This window comes from Rhodococcus sp. GB-02, assembly GCF_053470465.1.
In genome coordinates, this window is the sequence record NZ_JBPUKE010000001.1 from 504,872 (window position 1) to 526,096 (window position 21,225).

A 21,225-nucleotide genomic window follows, 5' to 3' on the forward strand; every position below is an offset into this window, starting at 1 on the left:
GGTATTGCCCTGTTTGAAGAGCTGTTGAATCGGTCAGAGACACCCGCTTGCTTCGGAGGCTACTGATGGTCACGCAGAACCCGTTCGTGCAGTACGGCAAAGAGATCTGGTGGATGATCCTGATCCGCGGAATCTTCGGCGTGATCTTCGGAATCATCGCACTGGTGTGGCCGGGAATTACCGTGGTGGCCTTGGTTTTCCTGTTCGGTATCTACTCCATTGCCGACGGCTTGATCACGATCGTTCGAGCCATCCGGGACCGCGAACACCTGAGTTCTTGGGGATGGTGGGTGTTCACAGGCGTCGTTTCGGTGGGAGCCGGTGTGGTCGCTCTGGTCTGGCCAGGCATCACGGCGCTGGTGCTGCTGTACATAATTGCCTTCTACGCCATCATGTTCGGAATCTTCGGAATCGTCGGCGCCTTCAAGATGAAGACGCTGCCCGGATCCAGTTGGGGATGGTTGCTCGCAGCCTCGGTGCTTGCTGTCATCTTCGGCATCATTCTTCTCGTCGCGCCCGGCGAAGGCATCATCAGCCTCATCTGGTTGTTGGGTTGGTACGCAATCTTGTTCGGCCTCTTCATGATTGTGGGAGCATTCCAGATCAGGAGCCGGGCAAAGGAAGTCGGTGTTCTCTAAGAAGGGAAAGGCGGCCGTCGCGGCTCCCGCTCCGATCCCCACGGTGTCCGGTAGCGAGAACTGGTCGATCCCTCGCGGTTTGATCGTCCTGCTGGGTCTTGCGGCCACCGTGGTTGCCGTCGGCGGAATGAAGGTGTTCGGAGGCATCCTCGGGCCCGTGTTCCTCGCCCTGGTGCTGACGATTGCCGTTCAACCCATTCAGGATTGGTCGCAGCGAAGAGGGTGGCCCAAGTGGGTCGGGATGTTGGGCTCGCTGGTCACCGTCTATCTGATTCTGCTCGGACTGGCCGCGTCGTTGATCGTGTCGACGGCCCAGTTGGCGACGATCCTGCCGCAGTACTCCGAGGAGATGGCCAACCTCCTCAATGAGGGCCGCGACAAGTTGGCCGACTTCGGAGTGAGCACCGAACAGATCCAAAGCACGCTCAGCAGTATCGATCTCACGAAGGTAGTGGGTGTGCTCGAAAGCGGGCTGGAGGGTCTGCTCGGCATTCTGTCGGATCTGGTGTTCATTCTCGCGCTGTTGCTGTTCATGGCCTTCGACGGCATGAGTATCCGCTCGCGGTTACACGTGCTGGCCGAGCAGCGCCCCGAAATCTCCTACGCGCTCTCCACTTTTGCCGCAGGGACTCGCAAATACCTGGTGGTCTCGACGGTATTCGGCCTCATCGTGGCGGTACTCGACGGTGGCGCGCTGTGGCTGATGGGCATTCAGCTACCCGTTCTGTGGGCGCTGCTGTCCTTCATCACCAACTACATCCCCAACATCGGGTTTGTCATCGGTGTCATCCCGCCGGCACTTCTTGGGCTCTTGCAGGGCGGACCATGGCTGATGCTCTGGGTGATCGTCGTGTACTCCGTCATCAACTTCGTGATCCAGTCCATCATCCAACCCAAGTTCGTCGGCGACGCCGTCGGACTGTCGGTGACGATGACGTTCCTCTCACTTGTCTTCTGGTCGTGGGTACTCGGGGCGCTCGGAGCGCTGCTGGCGATCCCGCTCTCATTGTTGGTGAAGGCTGTCCTGCTCGACATCGACCCAGCCACACGCTGGGCTGACATCCTGATCAGCGGGCCTCGAGCCGAACCGGATGAAGACCCTAAAGAAGAAGCGAAACCTGCGCCGGCACCGACCTAGAACTTCTCAGTGTTTCTACAAGTTGTTGCTTTATCGTCTCGCCCATGAGTGCCGAGAACACCACCGAAAACTCCCACCGCCAGCCGTCACGCCTCGGTCGACGGCTGGCAGTGGGTGGCGTGGCCGCGATTGTCACGGCTGCGGTGGCGGGGATCGGGTTCGTGATCTTCGCGGGCGGTGCCGACACCTCGAACACCGTCGCGATCGTGAACGCCGACGCGGGAACCACGCTCGACGGCAAGGAACTTCGGGCCGGCGACACGCTGGTGGACACGTTGGGCAAGAACGAAGACTTCGACTTCCAGGTAGTTGACAACCCCGGCGGGAACTACTTCGCGACGTTGACGGTGCCGGAAGACTTCAGCGAAAACGTCGCGTCGATGTTCGGCACGGACCCCCGCCAGGCGAGCGTCGAGCTGGCGGTGAAGGGCTCGGATTCGGACAAGTCGGCCGAGTTGACTCGGGCCGTATCGGCGCAGGTCGGCGCGGACGGAATCAAGGGCCTGCTGGCTCAGACGTCGGCCGCCAGGCGATCGATAGATCAAAACCTCACCACCGCACAGATTCTGGTCGCCGGAACCAACGAGGCCGGAAAGTCCATCGATCAAGTGAAGGCAGGCGCCGGCACACTGCTGCCGTATCTCGAGACCGCACGGTCCGGGGCGTTGGAGCTGATGAGCGTGGCGGACCAGGTATCCGGCGTGGTCGATCAGGCGTCGGGGTCGGCGGAAGAGCTGGCCACGCGCGCTGACTCACTGGGCCTGACGCTGGGGGAGGCGTCGTCGTCGACCGCAGAATTGAAGACACGGATCGACACGTTGCAAACTGCGTTGAACGGCCTTCCGATCCCGCCCGACGTGACAGCGCAACTGGCCGGTGTGAGTTCGGATCTCGGTGCGCTGAATGCGCAATTGGGCACCGTTCCGGCGCTGTTGGGTGGCTCGGTCGGACCCGATACGGAGCTCGGTGATCTAGTCCGCACCGCCGTCGGGCAGCTGCAAGGGGCGAGCGATCAACTGAGCAGTGCTGCCGGACAATTGAACGACGGACTCATCCCCATCGCCGATCAAGCGCCGCAGATGCTCGGTGACGTGACCGACCAGATCACTCAGGGATTCACGACGCTGCAAGGGATCGCCAAGTCATTGGTCACGGGCCTCGACGGCGCAAAATCCGGTATTCCCGCGATGACCACTCCGCAGCAGGTTCAGCTGACCTCGGTGCTGTCGGATCCGGTGGCCGTCAATCAGACCACCGTGAGCAGCGGTGACTCCGGAACTCGCACACTGGCATTGGTCTTCGGAGCTACGACGGTCCTGCTCGGTGGTGCTCTGCTGACACGAACGGCGGCACCCCTGGTGAGGCGCCGCCGTTCGCGAGAAGAGCGTGACTAGACGATCAGACCTGCGGTCTGGGTACGTGCACGGTCGAAGCGAGCCGAAACGTCGTTCCAGTTGACGATGTTCCAGAATGCCTTGACGTAGTCGCCCTTGACGTTCTGGTAGTCGAGGTAGAAGGCGTGCTCCCACATGTCGAGGAGCAGCAGCGGCGTGAGGCCGATGGAGATGTTGCCCTGCTGATCGTAGAGCTGGACGATGATCAGACGCTGTCCGATCGAGTCCCACGCGAGGATGGACCAGCCGGAGCCCTGGATGGCGTTGGCGTTCGCGGAGAAGTGAGCGCGGAAGAGATCGAACGAACCGAAGTTGTCGTCGATCGCTGCGGCGAGTTCGCCTTCGGGCTTGTCGCCACCGTCAGCGCTGAGGTTGTTCCAGAAAACGGTGTGGTTGGTGTGGCCACCGAGGTGGAACGCCAGGTTCTTCTCGAGCAGGTTGGCCTGCGCTGCGATGGTGTCGTTCTCACGAGCCTCGGCCAGCTTCTCGAGTGCAGCGTTGGCACCGGCAACATAAGCCGCGTGGTGCTTGTCGTGATGCAGCTCCATGATCTTGCCCGAGATGTGCGGCTCGAGGGCTGCGTAGTCGTAGGGGAGTTCCGGCAGCGTGTAAACAGACACGAGGGTCCCTTCTTTGCGGGCTGGTGAGCCCTGGTGCTTTAGAGTGCGTCGATCACCGGTCACGGCGTGACGTCACTCGCGTATGTGCAAATCATTCTTCGGGTTTCCACCCAATAACATTCGTACACCGTCCGCAACAGTCCGGCTCAGGTAGTAATCACCAAAGAATAAAGTTTGGGAAACCGAACTTGCTCCGGCCTAAGGGTAAGCTAATATGCGCAAATTCGTCGTAAAGGTGAACGGAACCTTAAACTTGCGCGATGCCCGCACCAGTTTTCCTCCCGGAATCACCAGAGGCGGCCGCGCCTCGGGTGAATCTTCCGGGCGCTGACCTGCTGCGAGCCCTGGCGGTTGCCGCCGTGATCTACTCCCACATCTCTTTTTACGTCATCGACGATCTCGGCTCGGGTTGGTGGGTGATCGACATCGTCTACGGCGTTTTGATCGAGCCGGCCGAACTCAACCAGCACCTCTCTTTTGTCGGTGTCGCCGTATTCATGATGCTTACCGGCGCTCTGGTGACGCGGTCCGCGATTCGCGACGGCCCCGGAAAGTTCTTGACCAACCGATTCAGTCGCCTGCTGCCCGCATTCTGGGTAGCGACCGCGATCGCCATTCTTCTGGTCCGCCTCGGAATCAACGGAATGTTCAGCGGTCAGGAAGGTATTTCCGATACCGAAGCGTTGATGAGCTTTTTTCTCGGCGGATTCTTTCTCAAGCCCGAGGTGGCAGTTCTCGGAGTGACCTGGACACTCACCGTCCAATTCCTCTTCTATCTCGCGTGCGTCGCGGCTCGCCCGATACTGCGGCTTCGGCCGATCGTCATGCCGCTCGCTGGTGGTGCGCTGTGCTCACTGGTTCTGCTCTACAACGTCTACGCGCCGCTGCCGTACACCGTGCCGATGCTGTCCAAGATCGCCGCGACACTGCCGGCGGTCTTCCTCGGCCAGATCATGTACCTCGCGTGGGCGAAGCTCGCTCCCGGCCGCTGGCTGATCGCGGCCGTCCTCGTCCAGATGCACGTCATCATCGTGGCTACCCAGTTCCGCGTGTACTGGGCCGGCGAGCACTACCTGTGGACCATTTCGGTAGTCGCCGCAGCGGTTGTCCTCATCGGCCGTTACGACGGCGTCCCGACGCGCTGGTCAGTCGTGAAGTGGCTCTCGACGCGCAGTTACGTCATCTATCTCGTGCACACCCTGATCCTGTACCGCGTTGTCGAGAACACCGTTTTGTACGTGGGACCGACGCTGGCTTTCGCACTGTTCCTTCTGGTCACGGCTGCGGTAGCAGAAGTCGGCTACCGCTGGGTGGAGCTGCCGGGAGCCCGCGCGGTCACGGCGTGGCGAAACAGCCGCTCGCGCGTAGCATCGAAGCATGAGCTGGTACGACGACATTCTGGGACGAGCGTCCGCAAAATCCACGCTGATCGCGCCTGAGGACGCCCTCCCCGGGCGAGAGCAGAAAATGCCGGTACCTACCGCGCACTACGTCAACGGGCATCCGTTGACGCCGCCGTTTCCGGCCGAAATGCAGACCGTCGTCGTAGGTATGGGTTGTTTCTGGGGCGCCGAGAAGGAGTTCTGGCAGCTTCCCGGTGTGTACACGACCGCTGCGGGTTACGCGGGCGGCTTCACTCCCAATCCGACGTACGAAGAGACGTGCTCCGGCCGTACCGGTCACACCGAAGTAGTGCTGGTCGTCTTCGATCCCGCAGTGATCTCCTACGAGCAGGTCCTGGCGCACTTCTGGGAGAACCACGATCCGACGCAGGGAATGCGTCAGGGCAACGACCAGGGCTCGCAGTACCGTTCGGCGATCTTCACGACGTCCGCGCAGCAGGAAGAAATCGCTCATGCGTCGGCCGTCGCATTCGGTGAAAGGCTTGCCGAAGCGGGATACGGCGCGATCACCACCGAAATCGGTCCGCTGCGCGACTTCTTCTATGCGGAGGATTACCACCAGCAGTATTTGGCGAAGAACCCCGGCGGCTACTGCCCGGTGCATGCCACCGGCGTCAGTTGCCCGGTCGGATTGCTCCGTCAGGATCAGGTTCCGGCGCAGACGGACATCCTTCCGCCGAGTGAATAACCGGACAGGTGTTGGAGGACACATGTGATTCAGCTCGTTAACACTTGCAACTAGATCGAAACAAAGGGAATCTCGATGTAAGAGTGTGTCGTCGAGAGAACTGAGCTCACAATGTCAGGTAGTACGCGAGGAACTGCGTCGCTGCTCCGACGCACCATTCATGTAGGCCACGATCCGATGGTTCGCCGCAGTGATCGGATCGAAGGGTTCATGTCCTTCGGTCTGATCATTTTCGCGATTCTTCTGCTGCCTCTCGCGGTATGGGCAGGGGCTGCGACGGCTTCGAGCCAGAACGCACTGATCGCCAAACAATCCGCCGAATTACACAGCATTTCGGCGACGACAACGGCAGATTCGAAGCAAACCACCGCCTCGACAGCCGATTACATTGCGCCGACCACCGAAATGGCCAGCGCGCAGTGGAACTGGAACGGCCAGGTTCACACGGGTGATGTCACTGTCGACTCGGCGACGCCCGCCGGCACCGAGGTCCCCATCTACGTCAATGATCACGGCGACAAGACCGTAGCTCCGATCACTCAGAGTGCTGCCGACGTCGCAGCCGTGGTGACCGGGGTGTTCACCTGGTTCAGCGTGATGTCCCTGCTGGTCATCGCGTTCATGCTGGTGCGGGTTTTTCTCGACCGTTCCCGCTCGGCCCAGTGGGACCGAGACCTACGCGCGTTCCTCGACGCGAACGCGCTGTAGATCCCGGCCCATTCTTTACCGCAGTTGGGGCATGACCTCGCTTGCGACGAGTTCGAGATGATCCAGATCGGCGAGATCGAGAGTCTGCAGATACACACGCTGTGAACCGGCTTCGGCGAATGTTCCGATCTTGTCGACCAGTTCCGAAGGTGTTCCCGCCAGACCGTTCTCACGTAGCTCGTCCACGTCGCGTCCGATGGCCTCGGAGCGTTTCTTGATCTCCGCCTCGTCGCGGCCGCAGCAGAGAACAAGAGCGTTGGAGTACACCAATTCGTTCGGATCCCGCTCGATGTCTACGCAAGCCTGACGAACCCGCGCAAAGATGTCCTTGGTCTCCTCGATGGACTTGAACGGGATGTTGAACTCGTTCGCGAACCGAGCGGCGAGTGCCGGAGTCTTCTTCTTGCCCGTGCCACCGATCAGGATCGGCGGACCGTCGACCTGGTGCGGTTTGGGAAGCGCGGGAGAGTTCTTGATCTGCACGTGCTTACCGTCGTAGTCGAACGTGTCGCCGACCGGAGTACGCCACAGACCGGTCACGACGTCGAGAGTTTCCTCGAGCAGTTCGAAGCGATCCTTGAGCGCAGGGAACGGGATCCCGTACGCCTGATGCTCTTCCTCGTACCAACCGGCACCGATGCCGAGGTCCACGCGGCCACCACTCATCTGATCGACCTGCGCGACCGAGATGGCCAGCGGGCCGGCGTGACGGAACGTAGCCGACGTCACGAGGGTGCCGAGGCGGATGGTGGACGTTTCGCGGGCAATTCCGGCGAGCGTGATCCACGCGTCGGTAGGTCCGGGAAGGCCGTCGGTATTCATGGCGAGATAGTGGTCCGAGCGGAAAAATGCGCCGTAGCCGAGTTTTTCGGCGGTCTGGGCAACAGTCAGTAGTTGTTCGTAGGTAGCGCCCTGCTGGGGTTCGGTGAATATACGCAGCTCCATGACTTCTACTCTGCCACTATTTTGCGGAGGTCGGGACGACGGCACCGACTTGTCCACCGCCGAAACACAGGGTCAGTCCCGGCGTTGTCGGCGTGATCTTCACGCTGTTTCCGTGGCCGACCAGGCGCACGAATGCCGAGTGCAAACCCTGCGTCACGGGTACTGATACGGCGTCGCCGGACTCCAACGCGACGTCGATCGTTCCGTCGGTGCTCGCGAGGTAATTGAGCTGAACCGTCCATTCCCAGCCGGCCAGGGGGCCGTCGAGTGGGAGTTCGGTAGGGCCTTCGGCGCGGGCGCCGCAGTTCGGTGTCGACCCTTCGGGAATCCTTCTCGTCCAGGTCACTTCGGCATCGACAATCTGTCCGCTGTCATCGATCGTGCGCAGAATCGGAGTGCTGGAAGAGAATTCGGGTCGATCAGACAGCGGCGCGAGAACATTGCTTGCCAAATTGTTCGGAAAGGCGACGGGAAGAAGTACCTGGATCGCGACGGGTTGCTCGAGCAGTGGAGCGTCCTGATTCTGGGACAACGACATTCGTGCGTTGGCGAGGTAGTCGCGAGTCGGGTTCTCGCGCCAGATGTCGACGAACGTGACAGTCGAGACGAGCGAACTGACAACGAAGAGCATCGACAGCCCGGCGGCGACTGCGACGGGCATGCGGGCCGGACGTCGCCGAGGCGAGGCGAGAATCAGGGCGGCGGAGAGGGCGAACACCGTCGCTGAATCCGTGAAGTAGCGCAAGGTCTGCGCCAATTCGTAGGTGGTGTCGGCGTCGGATCGGGTCGCGGTCATCGCCACGACGGAGGCCAGGAAGTACAGCGCCGCGGCGGCCCAGATCCAGGCGGCGCCGCGTCTGGCACGCACTGTCATCACGACCGTCGTCAGCAGTGCGGCCCAGGCCGCGACCACCAATACCGTCGGCGGATCGGCCCATGCGGGGCTGGGGATCCACCGCTCCCATTGCCAGGGACCGCCGAGAAGAGTGGGAAGCATCCCCAAAGACGTGCCGTGATGCAGCAGTTCGGTGGACATCGAACGGCCGTAGCCGGTGATCGGAGATTCGACAGTTGTCAGATACACCGGAATCCAGATCGCGAGCACGGCGGCGCAGGCCGTCCACAGGGGTCGGCACTTCGTGACCGCACTTCGTATCGGCGTTCCCTCACCTTGTGTGCGCAAGTACAGCACCAGAAAAGCGAGTGCCGCGAACGGAACGAGGACCGCCTTCTCGAAGAACAGCAAGGAGACGACAAAAACCGCGGTGCCCGAGAACACGTAGCGCACATGCCCGGTGCGGTACAGCTTGATTGCGTCGCCGCATGCCCAGGCCAGCGCGATCTGGAGCGGCAAGGCGTTGAGCGCGGCCGCCCACCACGAGAACGCCGGAAGCGTCAGCGGGACGAAGAGATACAGGATCAGCGGAATCAACAGCGCCGGTCGCCAGCCGAGGACCAACCGAAGAGTGCGCAGAAGCGCCAACGACGCAGCGGCCTGGCCGATGACGAGCAGCGTTGCCGACAGCGCCCAGTTGTACGGCGCGATGCGGGTGATCAGCCCGGTGGCGAAGAAAGCCGCGGGCATGAAGTGACCGTCGTGGTCGTAGAGCAGGAGTTCGCTCGAGAAGAGAGGGAAGCGTCCTCCGCGGCCCATCAGGATGAGGTCGTCCCAGTAGAAGTAATTGCTCGCGGCGACCCAGGCGCGAATGACGAGCTGACATCCGATCAACACGAACGCTAGCTGCGTGACCCGTTTCGGGGTGAACGTCAGAGTTGTCTCGGGCTGTGGAGAAGTCATCGACGGTCATGCTTCCAGGTGTGTCAAAAACCGACTTCCCACAAAAAGGGGATAACGGTCTTTTCTGTCTTTTCGGGAGCAATTTCTGAATGGATTGTGAACTTTGCCGGGATAAATGACGCCGACGCCCAAAAGTTCACTGACCTGCGGTGTCAAATTCATCCTCGAGCCTGTGCATCGTTCGCTAACACCTGTCAGCAAATTCTCAGGGTCTTGCCCGTGACCTGTGGATAAAGCCCGATTCATTCATCCAGAACTGTGGATGAACCTGTGGAAACTGTGGATAACTCGAGTTTTTAAGTGGCGGAGGTCACATTATTCGAACAATGCAGGTGAACGCGGTGGAGGTTCGATCACAAATCGGGAGTGAATCCATTTGCTGCCGTTACCGATACGGCGTGACAGAATCGAAGTTGTGAGTGTCGTTCAGGTCTGCGCCCGGTGCGCCGCACGATGGCCTGTCGTCGGCGGCCCAACGCAGCGCAACGGAGTCGGTGGCCCGACTCAGTGGTGCCCGCGCTGCAGCGGCGTCCTCCTCATCCCCACCCGCACCGAGATCTACCAAGCGCCCAGCCGTCGTGGCTTCCGCTGGATCGCGCGCTCACCGTCCGACCCACGCGGCGTGGGGGACGCACCAGTGCGTCGTAGCGTCGCCACCCCGCGCTACGACGCCGTCCCGCAGTGGGGGCTCCAGGACATCGTCGACACCTCACCGGTGCCGCCCTCGCGAGCGGACCGGATGGCTGACCGAGTCGGGCCGTTGCTGACACTCGCGACGATCCTCTACGGACTCGCTGTGTTCGCCGAACTGGGCAGATACGCGATCCTGGTGCGTAACCGCACCACGCTGATCCCGCAGTGGCTGCTCACGGTCTCCGACGCCGCCGTGTACTTCACTCAGTTGGGTGGACTGCTGGTCTCCGTCCTCGCTGCCGTCGCCGCTGTGTGCTGGCTGCTTCGTCGGCGTCGTGAACACTTCGCACGTGCCCGGGAATCCGATCCGCGTACCGCCTCGGAAGTGGTCGTCGGCTGCGCTGTGCCGATCCTCAACCTCGTGATGCCAGCTGTTTATCTCTTCGAGCTGGTTCGCCGTGATCCGCGCGGAATCCTGCTGGTCAAGATCTGGTGGGGCTTCTGGGGATTCAGCGCTCTGCTACTGGTGGTCAACGCGTACTGGCGATCACGCCCGGGGATTCAGGCAATGGCCGACGGGGTTCTGCTGAACGCATTCATAGCGCTGATCGCTGCCGTCACCGCCGCGTTGACGCTCATCGTGATCCGACGGATCGAGCGCAAGAGTTGGCGCGGCGAGCCCGAATCGGAAACCCGGTGGGTGCCGGTGCCACGCTCGGTGTTGGAAGAGAAGACGGTGCTCGAAGAAAAGACGGTGTCGGAAGAGAAGGAAACCGCAGCCCTGTGAGCCCAGATCGCCGAGGTCCACTCGTCGTTGCGCACCGAGGTGCGTCGGCTGCGCGGCCGGAGCACACCCTCGCCGCCTACGAACTAGCTCTCGAGGAGGGTGCGGACGGGCTCGAATGCGACGTTCGGCTCACCCGCGACGGACACCTGGTCTGCGTTCACGACCGCAAGGTCGACCGCACTTCCAGCGGGACGGGGATCGTCAGCGAGATGACTCTCGATTCGCTGAACGCTCTGGACTACGGGTCGACGAGCGAACCGGCCGAACTTCTGACTCTCTCCGATCTCATCACCCTCGCCCTGGATTTTGCGCGCCCCGTGAAGCTGTTCATCGAGACCAAGCACCCCGTGCGGTTCGGCGGATTGGTCGAGGCCAAACTTATGGCGGAACTGCACCGCTTCGGGATCGCGTCGCCGCCGTCGGCCGACCACTCGCGTGCAGTGGTCATGTCTTTCTCGGCGAGTGCGGTGTGGAGAGTGCGTCGTTCGGCACCGCTGCTGCCGACTGTCCTGCTCGGTGACGCGTCGCGGTACCTCGGCGGCGGTGCGTCGACGGCTGTGGGCGCCACGGCGATCGGGCCGTCGATCAAGGCGCTGCGCGAACATGCCGATCTGGTCGATCGGGCTGCTGCGGCGGGTCGTGCGACGTACTGCTGGACCGTCGACGACAAGGCGGATGTGGACCTGTGTCGTGAGCTCGGGGTCAGTTGGGTTGCCACCAACCATCCCGGGCGCACGAAGCAATGGCTGGGCAGCGTGTAGATTTTGCCCTCGTGGCCAAGAAGAGCAAAAGAAACAGTGGACCGAAGCAGGGCAGCGCACGCGCAGAGAAGCTGGCGGCACGCCAAGCAGAGCGTGAAGCCGCTGCCGGCGTAGTGAACCGCCCGTTCGAGGGCCTTGCCGCCGAGTGCGATCTGGTCGCGCTGCGTGAATTCGTTCCGTCCGCCACGGCTCCGTTGCCGGTCATCGGCTCCGACCGTCCCGTCACGTTGGCGACGGTCCTCCCCGGCGCTGTTGCCGCACTCGTCCGCGACGAGGGAAAGACGGCCACTGGATTTGTCGGTGTCCAGGTTCAGGCGCACTCGGCCGACCTCGGCGCAGACCTCGCCGCTTCGGTGAACTGGATCAAGGATGCGGCCCCCGGCGACGCGCTTTCTGCCGCGAACCCCAATTCCGAGACTCCCGCAGTCACCGCTGTCGTCGATCCGTCGGCGCTGCTCGACATCACCGTGCACCAGGACTTCAACTGGTGGATTCCGGAAGGCGTCGAAACCGACCCCGAGGTTGCCGCCACCGTGCAGCACGCCAACTCGGCGATCATGCCCTCTGCACGCCTCGAAGGCGACGGCCTCGTTGCCGCGTGGTGGGTCGACGCAGGCGAGAAGGCGCACCTGCGTTGGGTTCGTCCCGAGAGCGAAGACGACCTGATGCTCGCGCTGGCGCGCGTGCACGCGACCGGTGGACTGCACCTGGGTGAGGGCTCGCGTTACGCAGGCTCGTTCCGCACCCACGGCCTGTTGGTTCCCGTCTTCGACCTCGACCGCGAAAAGCATGCAAACGAGTGGGTAGCGGCCACCGTCGAGCTCGGTGAGCGTCTTGCCGAGGCTCTGACCGTCGATGCTCCGTTGACCTCGGCCGAGCTGCGCTCGCGCGACGGACTTCGTGGTCGTCAGGTCACGCTGCGCTGATTTTTTCGCCCGAACTATAGGCGTTACGCAAAGTTACGGTTAATGTTGGCGACATGACCTTGTCGCATGACATCTCCGGTAGCGGTCCCACGCTTGTGCTCGTCCATGGCATCGTCCATCGACGGCAGGCGTGGGATTCGCTTTTGGACCAGCTGACGCCGTACCGCCGCGTCGTCACCGTCGACCTGCCGGGTCACGGAGAGTCACTGTTGCCCGAACTCGGTCCGGACGTCATGGGACAGCTGATCGACGATGTCAGCGAGTTCGTCAAGGAAGTGACTCCGGCAGGGGAGCGCGCCCACGTCGCCGGAAACTCCCTCGGCGGCTGGATTGCACTCTCGCTGGCGGCGCGCGGAGATGTCGCGTCGGCGACAGCTCTTTCGCCGGCCGGGTTCTTTGTCAATCACCTCGATCAGGTGCGAGCGATCAATACGTTCCGTGCACTGCGCGGCACGGCCAAGCTCATGGGCGACGGATTGCCACGCGCATTGCGGTACAAGCTGATTCGCTATCCGGCGCTCGCCGCGTTCTTCGCTCATCCGAGTCATGTCGGGTATGCGGCGGCCTTGGCCGACTGCCGTTCGCTCGTGTCCAACGAGCTCGTCGACCTGGGTCTAGAGATGGACTTCGTGCTGCCGCCCATCGTGGATCCCACTGTGCCGGTGACGGTTGCGTGGGGTCGACGCGATCTCATCCTGCCCGTGTATCAGGCGCAGCGCGTGAAAAAGCCGTTCCCGCAGGCAAAGTTGATGGTTCTGCCCGGCCTGGGGCACGTACCGATGACAGATGCCCCCGAGCTGATCAGTTCGATCCTGCTGGCAGGAAGCGAACCGCTCGGCTCGAGGGCAAAATCTGTGAGTGCTGCAGGCTAGATGGTTCCGCCCGCTGCGTTCGGTGCACCGGTGGTGTCACCGACGGTGCTCATCTCGCGGGACACGAAGTCTTCGAGGTCGAACAGGTTGGCGCCCGCGCGATCCGCGATGGTGAGAAGTGTTGTCATGCTTGCCACTTCCTCGACCTGCTCCTTGAGGAACCACTGCATGAACTGCTCGCCGAGGTAGTCGCCTTCTTCGCGGGCAGTGCTCGCGAGTTGGACGATCTGCTCGGTGACCGTCTTCTCCTGAGTCAGCGCGAGAGCGATGGGCTCGCGGGCATCCTTGAAGTCGGCCTTCGCAGCGTCGACGCCGGTCAGTTCGACGTTGATGTCGCGATCGAGGAAATACTGAACGATCATCATGGCGTGGTTACGCTCTTCCACAGCCTGCTTGTAGAAATGCTTTGCCAGCTGCGGCAGATCCGCATTGTCGAAGTAAACCGCTGTCGCGATGTACTGATGCGAAGCGTTGAACTCGTTGCGAATCTGGTCTCGGAGTAGTGCGTGGAATTTGGTCATGTGAGTCTCCCCAGAAGTCATGAATTCCAAGATAGTGCAGGTCAGAGGCACTGTCATCCCAGTCTGACCTTATTGTGGTAAGCGTTCCCAAACTAAAGAAGACCTAATTTTTCTTCGAATTCGGTGAGGTTATCGAGCCCGGTGAAATCGAATGTTTCATTTAGGAATGTCCATTTCACCAGGCGAGTTCCGCGCATTTACCGTCACTTCCCTGTAGTTCCACCTGTACGGTGGCGTGCTCGAGTTCGAAGGCCTCGGAAAGCAAGGTTTGGGTGGCCGCGAGCACCGTTGTGGGATCGGCGTCACTTGCCGCGGTGACGTGAACGGAAGCAACTTCCATCCCCGAGGTGAGCGTCCAAACGTGTAGATCATGCGCGTCGACGACGCCCGGGAGGGCATTGATCTTCTCGATGATCGAGGTGACGTCGATGCGATCGGGAGCCTGCTGGAGCAGGATGCGGACGGCATGGCGGCCCAGGTTGAAGGCGCGCGGCAAGACGAAAAGGCCGATGGCTACGCCTATGACGGGGTCGGCGTAGCGCCAACCGAACGCGAGCGTGACCAAGCCGCTGACGAGGACGCCGATGGACCCGACCATGTCCGCCATGACTTCGAGGTAGGCGCCGCGGATGTTGATACTTTCCTTCGCGCCGCTGCGCAGCATCAGGAAGGCGATGACGTTCATCGCCAATCCGACGACGGCGACTATCGCGACGGGGAGGCCGGGAACCTCGGGCGGATCCGAGAATCGGCTGGCAGCCTCGTAGAGTACCCATCCGGCCACCGCGAAGAGCAGGATCGCATTGGCCAGTGCTGCAAACACTTCCGTGCGGTACATGCCGAAGGTACGGTCGGGGCGCCGGGCGGCACGCTGTGCGACGAGGATCGCGGCGAGCGCCATGAAGATGCCGAAGATGTCGGTGAACACGTGTGCCGAGTCCGAAAGCAGCGCCAGCGACGAGGTGAAAAGTCCGACTGTCACCTGCAGTACGAACGTCACCAACCCGAGGCCGGCGGCGATCCACAGTTTATTGACATGCTTGCCGCTGTTGCTGGTCGCAGCCTCGGCGGGGGAGATTCCGTGCCCGTGTCCGTGTGACATCGAAGATCCTTTCGTCGACGTCAGCTTAGACACATATGCATATATGCGCAATAGTGCATGTCTTAAAAACTATGCAACATAGTTGTAGGGTTGCGGCGTAGACCTTCATTTGTCATCGACGCGAGGACCGAGAAGTGGGACGACATCGAAAAGCCGAGCCGATCAGACCCGGCGGGCGCATAGCCGCGGTTTCCGTGGCGACGGGCGCAATCCTGGCGTCCGGCACTTCCATCGGGCACGCATCGCCGCCGCCGGTTGCGGTGGGAAATACGGTGTCGGTGCCGGAGATCCTCGACCGTGTTCGAACGACGGATCTTGCCGGAATAGCCGAACAACTCGGCAAGACGCGACAACTCGAATCCGAACGAGCGGCGCTGGCGTACGAGGCAGAGAAGTCACAGGTGATGGCCCCTGTCAGCGGGACGATGACGTCCAACTTCGGTCCACGGTGGGGAACCACCCACTACGGTCTCGACATCGCGAACGCGATCGGTACGCCCATCGTGTCGACGACCGACGGTGTTGTGCTCGAATCCGGTCCCGCCGCGGGATTCGGGCTCTGGGTCCGCATCCAGCAGGATGACGGGACCGTCGGCGTCTACGGACACATCAACGAGGCGCTCGTGGTTGCGGGTCAGAAGGTGCGGGCGGGTGAGCTGATCGCGACCGTCGGCAATCGTGGACAATCGACAGGACCACACCTGCACTACGAGGTGTGGCAATCTGACGGACAGAAGACCGATCCGCTCGCGTATCTGAATTCCCGGGGCGTGTCGTTCGGGGAGAAGACCACGGGCGACTGAAGTTCTGACACGACGCGATGGAGGAGCAATGCAGGGGCTGGGCGGACTCGAAGCCGAGGTCATGGATGTGCTCTGGCAGTCCGACGACGCGCTCTCGGTCAAGGATCTGGTCGAGATCTTGGGCGAGCGTCGACAGCTCGCGTACACCACCATCCTGACCGTCGTGACGCATCTCTACGACAAGGGTTGGGTGAGTCGCGAGAAGAAGAGTCGCGCCTACTTCTATCGGCCGAGCCGCAGCCGTGAAGAAGCCACCTCCAGGGCTCTGCGCGAATTGTTGGACAGCAGTTCTGATTCCGCTGCCGTGCTGTTGCACTTCGCCAGGACCATGACGGACGCCGAGAACGAGGCCCTGCGCCGAGGTCTTTCCGGGGAAGGTGCGCAATGACATTGGCGTTGCCGATGCTTCTCGGTGCGGTACTCGTGGGATTCTTGGTTCCGAGAGTGTTGCGAGTTGTTTCCTCGGCGTTGTCTCCGACGGTGCTGCTCGCGGCGTGGCTCGGCAGTATGGCGTCGGCTCTGTATCTCGCTCTCTCCGCGGTCTTGGTTCTGGTCTGGCCGAGCCACGCGCCGGTCGAGGGGCTGGTCGACGGTATCGCTCGGTGTTTCAGCGCCTTCGCGCACGGTACGAGTTCGTGGGTGGGTGAACTGATCACCGGCACAGCCGTTGCTGTGGTGGGTTTGATCGCCGTTCGGATCGTGCTGGCTGGGCGCAAGCAGGCACGTGAGCACGCGAGAGTCCGAGATTTCCATCGTGATGTTCTCTCGATCGTCGCGCGCCGCGACAACTCGGAGTCCGACGTGTTGTGGTTGGATCATCCGCTGCCGATGGCGTACAGCGTCGCCGGAAAGCCTGGATTTGTTGTTGCGACGCAAGGCTTGTCATCCGCTCTTACCGGAGGCGAGCGTGACGCGGTCCTCGCGCACGAGCGTGCGCACCTGAGCGGCGGTCATCACCGAATCGTCGGTGCGTGCGAAGTCTTGGCCGCTGTTCTGCCGCGAGTGCCGTTGTTCGCGGCGGCACCTGCTGCCGTCGGCGCGATCGTGGAACTGTCGGCGGACCGGCACGCCGCTCGCGTCACCAGCCCGGCTGCGGTGCGTTCCGCTCTTGCCGTGGTGTCGAAATCGACGCTTCCTCAGCCGGACTGGAGCTTGGGCGATCGCGGCGGCGCGACCGCAGTGCGATTGCGTTCCCTGGTCGACGGCGACGTGGCGTCGCCCCGGCGACTGACCTGCGCGGCGGCGGCTTGTGTGCCGGCGGCTGTCACGACGGCCGTTGCCGCAGCCGTGACGGTAGCCGTCTCCGCGGGTATCTGCGCTGTTCTGACCTGATCATTCTCGCAAAGCCGAGTCGATCTGGGCTTTCAGATCTTCGTAGGTCGGCATCGGGGCCAGTTTCACATCGTTCAGAAAGAGGGTCGGCGTGCCCTGGACGCCGAGGCGTCGACCTTCTTCGAAGTCGCGCTCGACCCGCTCACGGACGCCGCGGCTGCCGAGGTCGGTTTCGAATCGGGTCATGTCCAGGCCGAGATCTTGTGCGTAGGAGCGGAACAGCGCCTCCTGCGATTCGGCAGATTCACCCCACTGCGACTGAGTCTCGTACATCCGTTGATACATCTCGACGAACTTGCCCTGGCGAGATGCGGATTCGACGACCTGCGCCGCGAGAGTGCTGTTGGTGTGACTCGGAATCGGAAAGTATCTGATGCCGAACGTGATCCGATCCTCGTACTCGGCTCTGATTCGCTCCATCGTCGGGTACAGCGCGCGGCAAGCCTCGCATTCGAAGTCGAGGAACTCGACCAGGTTCACCTTGCCGTCGGCGGCCGAGGTCAATCGGTACGCGTCGTCGGTGAGGACGGCGCTGGATTGTGCTGCCCGATCGGTGCTCTCGTTGTCCGCCCTGACCGGATCGATGGTGATGAACGTGATCAGTGCTACCGCGAACACCGCGATCAGGGCGGCGGATATCTTCATGCTTCTGGACACTGCTGTGCACCTGGACCTTCCGTCGAATTCCTAAATACTATCCAACATAGTAGTTAGGTGTAGAGTCGACGGTACCCGCATGGAGACGAAGGAGGGCCCGCCGGTGAAGCGTTCGTGAATGACACGCCGCCGCCGTCGATCGGGCAGATGCTGGAGTGGGATACCTCATCCCTCCCGCTTCTTCCTGCGCTGGGAGTTGTTCTTGCACTCTGGTATTGGACTGGCGCTCAGCGAGTTCGCGCGAGTGGGCGACCATGGCCGTGGCATCGGACAGCGTGCTTCCTGGGTGGGTGCCTGCTACTGATCGCGGTAACCGGACTGAAGGTCGAGAGCTACGGCTACGAACTCTTCAGCGTCTGGATGTTCCAACACCTGACGCTCTCGATGGCGATCCCGCCGCTCTGGGTACTGGGCTCGCCGGGACTGCTGCTACTACGTTCGACGCCGCACCGAGGGATGGGAAAAGGCATTCTCGCGCTTGCCCTCTCGGCATTGCGTAGCCTGCCGGCGCGGTGGATGCTGCACCCCGGGTTCACGATCCCGGTATTTCTGTTCAGTTACTACGGGATCTACCTGTCGCCGATCTTCGACACCGTCTCGGCGTTACCGGCTGGACACGTCTCGCTCGAGATCTTCTTTCTCGCCAGCGGTCTGCTCTTCATCATGCCGGTGCTCGCCACCGGCCCACTGCCGGTGCGACAGAGCTACCTCAGCCGGTGTTTCGACCTGTTCGTGGAGATGCCGCTGCACGTGTTCATCGGCGTCGTACTCATGATGGCGACAAAGCCGCTGCTGGCCACGTTCGTGGATCCGCCTCCGGAGTGGGGCGTGGACGTGATGCAGGATCAGCAGCTGGCGGGTGCCCTCGCGTGGTCGTACGGAGAGCCCGTTGCGCTGGTGGTGGTCGTGATCTTCGCGATGCGCTGGAACCGGGACGACAAACGGATGAATGCCGCCCAGGACCGCCGCGCCGAGATCGACGGCGACAGTGATCTGGAGGCGTACAACAACTTCCTCAGATCACTGAGCGCCGCCGAGCGGCCTGAGACTCGGTAGGCCGGTGGCCCTCAGACGCCGCCGCCGGCGGGCGTCGGCGCCATTGCGTCGGCAGCGGCCGGGGCGTTCATCTCGCGTGCGACAAACGTTTCGAGGTGGAACAGGTTGTCGCCGGCGCGGTCGACGATGGTGAGAAGTGTTGTCATGCTTGCTACTTCCTCGACCTGCTCCTTGAGGAACCACTGCATGAACTGCTCGCCCAGGTAGTCGCCGGTATCGCGCGCGGTGCGTGCCAGCTGTGTCACCTGCTCGGTGACCGTCTTCTCCTGCTCGAGTGCCAATTCGACCGGAGCCCGGACACTGTCGAACTTCGTCACGACGTCGTCGATGCCGGGTACGTCCACGTCGAGGTCGTTGTCGAGCAGGTACTGGATCATCATCATCGCGTGACCGCGTTCCTCGGTGGCCTGGCTGTAGAAGCGCGCGGCCATCTGCGGAAGATCGTGTGCATCGAAGTACACCGCTACCGCGATGTACTGCTGCGATGCAGTGAACTCGTTACGGATCTGCTGACGCAGCAGAGTGGTGAATTCGCTCGAGTTCTTCGCCTGTGTCATCCCAACAGGTTACTGGGTCGTCGCCGCTGAGAGGGAGCTACTTCTTGTCGAGCTGATCGATGATGAAGCCGAGAGATTCCGGTCGGTACCCGTAGACGAACGAGTCCTTTTCGCCGACGTACCAGTCGCCGCACTGGAACGAGCTGCTCTTTTCGATTCCCGCCGGCCACCACTGAGCGGACAGAGACGCCGGGCGTGTTTCGACTGTGGGAAGTGCTGTGCAGATGTTGTGATCGATCTCCGAGACGTTCGCTTTCATTCGCAGGATTCGTTCGTTGCCGGTGGTGCGGATGATCTCGTCGATATCCGTCGCGCCGGCCGGTACCCAACTCGGCAGCGTGTCGATTCCGTTGGATGTTCGTGCAAAAGAGAAGGTTTCGGTCTTCTTGTACGCCTTGGAGTCGTCGAACTTGTCGAAGGTCCCGGAGCAGGACGTCACGAGTGCAGCAGCTCCGACGCCTGCGGCAACGACGGCGAGAGTTCGGTACCTGTGGTGTGTTTTGTTCATACCTTCACGGTATTTTTCGGCCGCCGATTCCGCGTCCTGCCGGAAAGCGATTTGTTCGCCGGGCCTGTCCTCCCGCGGTACTACCGGAACTCAGGGCGATTACCCCGTGGTGATCAAATCCTGTGGAATCTGCTGATCGTTGGCCAGGGCGTCGAAGAACTGCGAAGCGCGCGCCTTGTCCCACAACAACACGTTGCCCGAACCGTCCACGTCCTCGAAACCGGCGACCGGAACCGTCGTGGTGGTCATCCCGCCGCGAAGCGCCCAGGCGAGTGAGGCCAGATTCCAGATGTGATCGCCTTCGTCGACCTGTAGAGACTTGGCGGTATCGGAGACGAGTGGCCACAACCGGAACGGATTGAGGAACGTGGTCGGACTCGTCGCCTTCGACAGCAACGCCGACATGAACTGGCGCTGGTTGTTCATGCGGTCGAGGTCGGCGAGCGCCGTCGCGCGAGTTCGCACGAACCCGAGTGCGTCCGAACCCTTCAAGTCCTGACATCCGGCTGGGAGGTTGATCCCGGCCAGCGGGTCGTCGATCGGCTGTGCGAGGCATACGTTGACGCCACCGACGGCGTCGACGATGCCGGCGAACCCGCTGAATCCGATCTCGGCGTAGTGGTCGATGCGAAGCCCCGTTGCCTCCTCGACGGTCTGCACCAACAAGGGAGCACCCCCGAAGGCGAAGGCGGCGTTGATCTTGTCCGAGCCGTAGCCGGGGATCGGAACGTACGAATCGCGCGGGATGCTGACCATCGTCGTCTTCCCGCTCTTGGGGACGTGGACCAAGATGACCGTGTCAGTGCGCTTAGGGCCGGTGTCACCGCCCGTCGCGAGAGCTTGCTCCTGCTCGGGGGTGAGCCCCTCACGACTGTCGGAGCCGACGATCAACCAGTTCGTGCCCGGAGTATCGGCGACGCGTCCCGCGTAGTCGGGCAGCGCGTCGATTCGATTGAGCGAACTGTCGACGTAATAAACCGCACCGGCCAATGCGAGCAGCAACACCAACAACGTGATGCCGATACGTTTACCCCAGCTACGACGCTTACGTGGGCGTCGCTGCTTCGGAGGTTCTGGAGGGCGCGGCGGGGCGTTCGGTGGGGTTCGGCGCGGCGGAGCGGGTGCGTACTTGGCCTGACGCTGCGGATCCTGACGCTGCCCACCCTGACGGCGGGGATCGTCCTGGAACGGCTGCGGGCGCTGGGTCGGTGCCCAGTCCTCGCGCCTGGGTTGTTGCGGCGCTTGTTGTGGGGCCTGTGACCAGGCCTGATTGGCCGGATTCTGCTGCGGCGGGCGTCCGTCGCGGCGGATGACTGTCGGACCTTCCGGCGGCATCGGTGGACGCCGCTGCGGGGGTGGGCCCTGACGGGGTGGATTC

At 62.2% G+C, this 21,225-nt stretch carries 23 protein-coding genes; 14 read left to right on the forward strand and 9 right to left on the reverse strand.

Annotated features, from left to right (window positions below; genetic code table 11):
* Nucleotides 1-65: 65 nt before the first annotated feature.
* The 3 genes from ACSW29_RS02430 to ACSW29_RS02440 are packed head-to-tail and all read left to right on the forward strand — an operon-like array spanning nucleotide 66 to nucleotide 3,170.
* Entirely contained in the window at nucleotides 66-638 is a 573-nt protein-coding gene (locus ACSW29_RS02430) for an HdeD family acid-resistance protein (RefSeq protein WP_230816070.1), read from the forward strand.
* Nucleotides 628-1,776, forward strand: coding sequence for an AI-2E family transporter (locus ACSW29_RS02435; RefSeq protein ID WP_448276340.1), 1,149 nt, complete (start codon nucleotides 628-630; stop codon nucleotides 1,774-1,776). The genes ACSW29_RS02430 and ACSW29_RS02435 overlap by 11 nt, the downstream gene beginning before the upstream one ends.
* 44 nt (nucleotides 1,777-1,820) lie before the next feature.
* Nucleotides 1,821-3,170: a hypothetical protein gene (locus tag ACSW29_RS02440; protein WP_448276341.1), complete on the forward strand. Its 1,350-nt coding sequence runs from the start codon at nucleotides 1,821-1,823 to the stop codon at nucleotides 3,168-3,170.
* Here ACSW29_RS02440 and ACSW29_RS02445 read toward each other — a convergent pair.
* Complete coding sequence (locus tag ACSW29_RS02445; RefSeq protein WP_003944189.1) at nucleotides 3,167-3,790, reverse strand: superoxide dismutase; 624 nt, start codon at nucleotides 3,788-3,790, stop codon at nucleotides 3,167-3,169. The two genes, ACSW29_RS02440 and ACSW29_RS02445, sit on opposite strands and share 4 nt — an antisense overlap.
* Nucleotides 3,791-4,050: 260 nt before the next feature.
* On the opposite strand from ACSW29_RS02445, the gene ACSW29_RS02450 reads away from it, so the two are divergent.
* The 3 genes from ACSW29_RS02450 (at nucleotide 4,051) to ACSW29_RS02460 (ending at nucleotide 6,589) form a co-directional block, all read left to right on the forward strand.
* On the forward strand, nucleotides 4,051-5,229 hold the full coding sequence (locus ACSW29_RS02450) for an acyltransferase family protein (RefSeq protein ID WP_347875705.1): 1,179 nt from the start codon (nucleotides 4,051-4,053) through the stop codon (nucleotides 5,227-5,229).
* Nucleotides 5,168-5,881, forward strand: a complete 714-nt coding sequence (gene msrA, locus ACSW29_RS02455; protein ID WP_448276343.1) for a peptide-methionine (S)-S-oxide reductase MsrA — start codon at nucleotides 5,168-5,170, stop codon at nucleotides 5,879-5,881. Before ACSW29_RS02450 ends, msrA begins: the two co-directional genes overlap by 62 nt.
* Nucleotides 5,882-5,992: 111 nt before the next feature.
* Complete coding sequence (locus ACSW29_RS02460; protein WP_448276345.1) at nucleotides 5,993-6,589, forward strand: Rv1733c family protein; 597 nt, start codon at nucleotides 5,993-5,995, stop codon at nucleotides 6,587-6,589.
* Between the two features lie 15 nt (nucleotides 6,590-6,604).
* On the opposite strand, the gene ACSW29_RS02465 is transcribed toward ACSW29_RS02460, so the two are convergent.
* Both ACSW29_RS02465 and ACSW29_RS02470 read right to left on the reverse strand, forming a co-directional pair.
* Entirely contained in the window at nucleotides 6,605-7,534 is a 930-nt protein-coding gene (locus ACSW29_RS02465; RefSeq protein WP_448276346.1) for an LLM class F420-dependent oxidoreductase, read from the reverse strand.
* Nucleotides 7,535-7,550: 16 nt separating this feature from the next.
* Complete coding sequence (locus tag ACSW29_RS02470) at nucleotides 7,551-9,332, reverse strand: hypothetical protein (protein ID WP_448276347.1); 1,782 nt, start codon at nucleotides 9,330-9,332, stop codon at nucleotides 7,551-7,553.
* Nucleotides 9,333-9,747: 415 nt separating this feature from the next.
* Here ACSW29_RS02470 and ACSW29_RS02475 point away from each other — a divergent pair, with 415 nt between their 5' ends.
* From ACSW29_RS02475 to ACSW29_RS02490, 4 genes are read left to right on the forward strand one after another with little or no spacing between them, the layout of a single operon-like run.
* The gene (locus tag ACSW29_RS02475) at nucleotides 9,748-10,752 is read left to right on the forward strand and encodes a DUF4328 domain-containing protein (RefSeq protein ID WP_448276348.1); all 1,005 of its coding nucleotides are present in this window, start codon (nucleotides 9,748-9,750) and stop codon (nucleotides 10,750-10,752) included.
* Nucleotides 10,749-11,513: a glycerophosphodiester phosphodiesterase gene (locus ACSW29_RS02480; RefSeq protein WP_448276349.1), complete on the forward strand. Its 765-nt coding sequence runs from the start codon at nucleotides 10,749-10,751 to the stop codon at nucleotides 11,511-11,513. The genes ACSW29_RS02475 and ACSW29_RS02480 overlap by 4 nt, the downstream gene beginning before the upstream one ends.
* 11 nt (nucleotides 11,514-11,524) lie before the next feature.
* The gene (locus tag ACSW29_RS02485) at nucleotides 11,525-12,439 is read left to right on the forward strand and encodes a DUF5926 family protein (protein WP_448276350.1); all 915 of its coding nucleotides are present in this window, start codon (nucleotides 11,525-11,527) and stop codon (nucleotides 12,437-12,439) included.
* 53 nt (nucleotides 12,440-12,492) lie between these two features.
* On the forward strand, nucleotides 12,493-13,311 hold the full coding sequence (locus tag ACSW29_RS02490; protein WP_230816059.1) for an alpha/beta fold hydrolase: 819 nt from the start codon (nucleotides 12,493-12,495) through the stop codon (nucleotides 13,309-13,311).
* Here the strand turns inward: ACSW29_RS02490 and ACSW29_RS02495 are convergent.
* Nucleotides 13,308-13,853, reverse strand: coding sequence for a ferritin (locus tag ACSW29_RS02495; protein ID WP_024487904.1), 546 nt, complete (start codon nucleotides 13,851-13,853; stop codon nucleotides 13,308-13,310). The two genes, ACSW29_RS02490 and ACSW29_RS02495, sit on opposite strands and share 4 nt — an antisense overlap.
* A gap of 154 nt (nucleotides 13,854-14,007) precedes the next feature.
* On the reverse strand, nucleotides 14,008-14,934 hold the full coding sequence (locus tag ACSW29_RS02500) for a cation diffusion facilitator family transporter (RefSeq protein ID WP_347875711.1): 927 nt from the start codon (nucleotides 14,932-14,934) through the stop codon (nucleotides 14,008-14,010).
* Nucleotides 14,935-15,113: 179 nt separating this feature from the next.
* Here ACSW29_RS02500 and ACSW29_RS02505 point away from each other — a divergent pair, with 179 nt between their 5' ends.
* The 3 genes from ACSW29_RS02505 to ACSW29_RS02515 are packed head-to-tail and all read left to right on the forward strand — an operon-like array spanning nucleotide 15,114 to nucleotide 17,069.
* Complete coding sequence (locus ACSW29_RS02505; protein ID WP_448277394.1) at nucleotides 15,114-15,737, forward strand: M23 family metallopeptidase; 624 nt, start codon at nucleotides 15,114-15,116, stop codon at nucleotides 15,735-15,737.
* Between the two features lie 28 nt (nucleotides 15,738-15,765).
* Nucleotides 15,766-16,125, forward strand: coding sequence for a BlaI/MecI/CopY family transcriptional regulator (locus ACSW29_RS02510; protein WP_230816056.1), 360 nt, complete (start codon nucleotides 15,766-15,768; stop codon nucleotides 16,123-16,125).
* Entirely contained in the window at nucleotides 16,122-17,069 is a 948-nt protein-coding gene (locus ACSW29_RS02515; protein WP_347875712.1) for a M56 family metallopeptidase, read from the forward strand. Before ACSW29_RS02510 ends, ACSW29_RS02515 begins: the two co-directional genes overlap by 4 nt.
* On the opposite strand, the gene ACSW29_RS02520 is transcribed toward ACSW29_RS02515, so the two are convergent.
* Entirely contained in the window at nucleotides 17,070-17,714 is a 645-nt protein-coding gene (locus tag ACSW29_RS02520) for a DsbA family protein (protein WP_448276352.1), read from the reverse strand. It lies immediately after the preceding gene.
* A 126-nt stretch (nucleotides 17,715-17,840) separates the two neighbouring features.
* On the opposite strand from ACSW29_RS02520, the gene ACSW29_RS02525 reads away from it, so the two are divergent.
* Entirely contained in the window at nucleotides 17,841-18,782 is a 942-nt protein-coding gene (locus ACSW29_RS02525; protein WP_448276353.1) for a cytochrome c oxidase assembly protein, read from the forward strand.
* 11 nt (nucleotides 18,783-18,793) lie between these two features.
* Here ACSW29_RS02525 and ACSW29_RS02530 read toward each other — a convergent pair whose 3' ends face one another.
* The 3 genes from ACSW29_RS02530 to ACSW29_RS02540 all read right to left on the reverse strand — a co-directional run bounded on the left by ACSW29_RS02530 (nucleotide 18,794) and on the right by ACSW29_RS02540 (nucleotide 21,182).
* Complete coding sequence (locus tag ACSW29_RS02530; RefSeq protein WP_317826691.1) at nucleotides 18,794-19,339, reverse strand: ferritin; 546 nt, start codon at nucleotides 19,337-19,339, stop codon at nucleotides 18,794-18,796.
* 37 nt (nucleotides 19,340-19,376) lie between these two features.
* On the reverse strand, nucleotides 19,377-19,847 hold the full coding sequence (locus tag ACSW29_RS02535) for a hypothetical protein (RefSeq protein WP_448276354.1): 471 nt from the start codon (nucleotides 19,845-19,847) through the stop codon (nucleotides 19,377-19,379).
* Between the two features lie 99 nt (nucleotides 19,848-19,946).
* Nucleotides 19,947-21,182, reverse strand: a complete 1,236-nt coding sequence (locus ACSW29_RS02540) for an LCP family protein (RefSeq protein ID WP_347875715.1) — start codon at nucleotides 21,180-21,182, stop codon at nucleotides 19,947-19,949.
* Nucleotides 21,183-21,225 lie beyond the last annotated feature (43 nt).

Excerpts from the sequence above, each read along its gene's own strand:
- ACSW29_RS02450 (WP_347875705.1), top strand. The coding sequence starts at position 4,051 with ATGCCCGCACCAGTTTTCCTCCCGGAATCACCAGAGGCGGCCGCGCCT.
- ACSW29_RS02465 (WP_448276346.1), bottom strand. The coding sequence starts at position 7,534 with ATGGAGCTGCGTATATTCACCGAACCCCAGCAGGGCGCTACCTACGAA.
- msrA (WP_448276343.1), top strand. The coding sequence starts at position 5,168 with ATGAGCTGGTACGACGACATTCTGGGACGAGCGTCCGCAAAATCCACG.
- ACSW29_RS02460 (WP_448276345.1), top strand. The coding sequence starts at position 5,993 with ATGTCAGGTAGTACGCGAGGAACTGCGTCGCTGCTCCGACGCACCATT.
- ACSW29_RS02520 (WP_448276352.1), bottom strand. The coding sequence starts at position 17,714 with ATGAAGATATCCGCCGCCCTGATCGCGGTGTTCGCGGTAGCACTGATC.
- ACSW29_RS02500 (WP_347875711.1), bottom strand. The coding sequence starts at position 14,934 with ATGTCACACGGACACGGGCACGGAATCTCCCCCGCCGAGGCTGCGACC.
- ACSW29_RS02470 (WP_448276347.1), bottom strand. The coding sequence starts at position 9,332 with ATGACTTCTCCACAGCCCGAGACAACTCTGACGTTCACCCCGAAACGG.
- ACSW29_RS02530 (WP_317826691.1), bottom strand. The coding sequence starts at position 19,339 with ATGACACAGGCGAAGAACTCGAGCGAATTCACCACTCTGCTGCGTCAG.
- ACSW29_RS02490 (WP_230816059.1), top strand. The coding sequence starts at position 12,493 with ATGACCTTGTCGCATGACATCTCCGGTAGCGGTCCCACGCTTGTGCTC.
- ACSW29_RS02535 (WP_448276354.1), bottom strand. The coding sequence starts at position 19,847 with ATGAACAAAACACACCACAGGTACCGAACTCTCGCCGTCGTTGCCGCA.
- ACSW29_RS02440 (WP_448276341.1), top strand. The coding sequence starts at position 1,821 with ATGAGTGCCGAGAACACCACCGAAAACTCCCACCGCCAGCCGTCACGC.
- ACSW29_RS02430 (WP_230816070.1), top strand. The coding sequence starts at position 66 with ATGGTCACGCAGAACCCGTTCGTGCAGTACGGCAAAGAGATCTGGTGG.
- ACSW29_RS02515 (WP_347875712.1), top strand. The coding sequence starts at position 16,122 with ATGACATTGGCGTTGCCGATGCTTCTCGGTGCGGTACTCGTGGGATTC.
- ACSW29_RS02510 (WP_230816056.1), top strand. The coding sequence starts at position 15,766 with ATGCAGGGGCTGGGCGGACTCGAAGCCGAGGTCATGGATGTGCTCTGG.
- ACSW29_RS02540 (WP_347875715.1), bottom strand. The coding sequence starts at position 21,182 with ATGCCGCCGGAAGGTCCGACAGTCATCCGCCGCGACGGACGCCCGCCG.
- ACSW29_RS02495 (WP_024487904.1), bottom strand. The coding sequence starts at position 13,853 with ATGACTTCTGGGGAGACTCACATGACCAAATTCCACGCACTACTCCGA.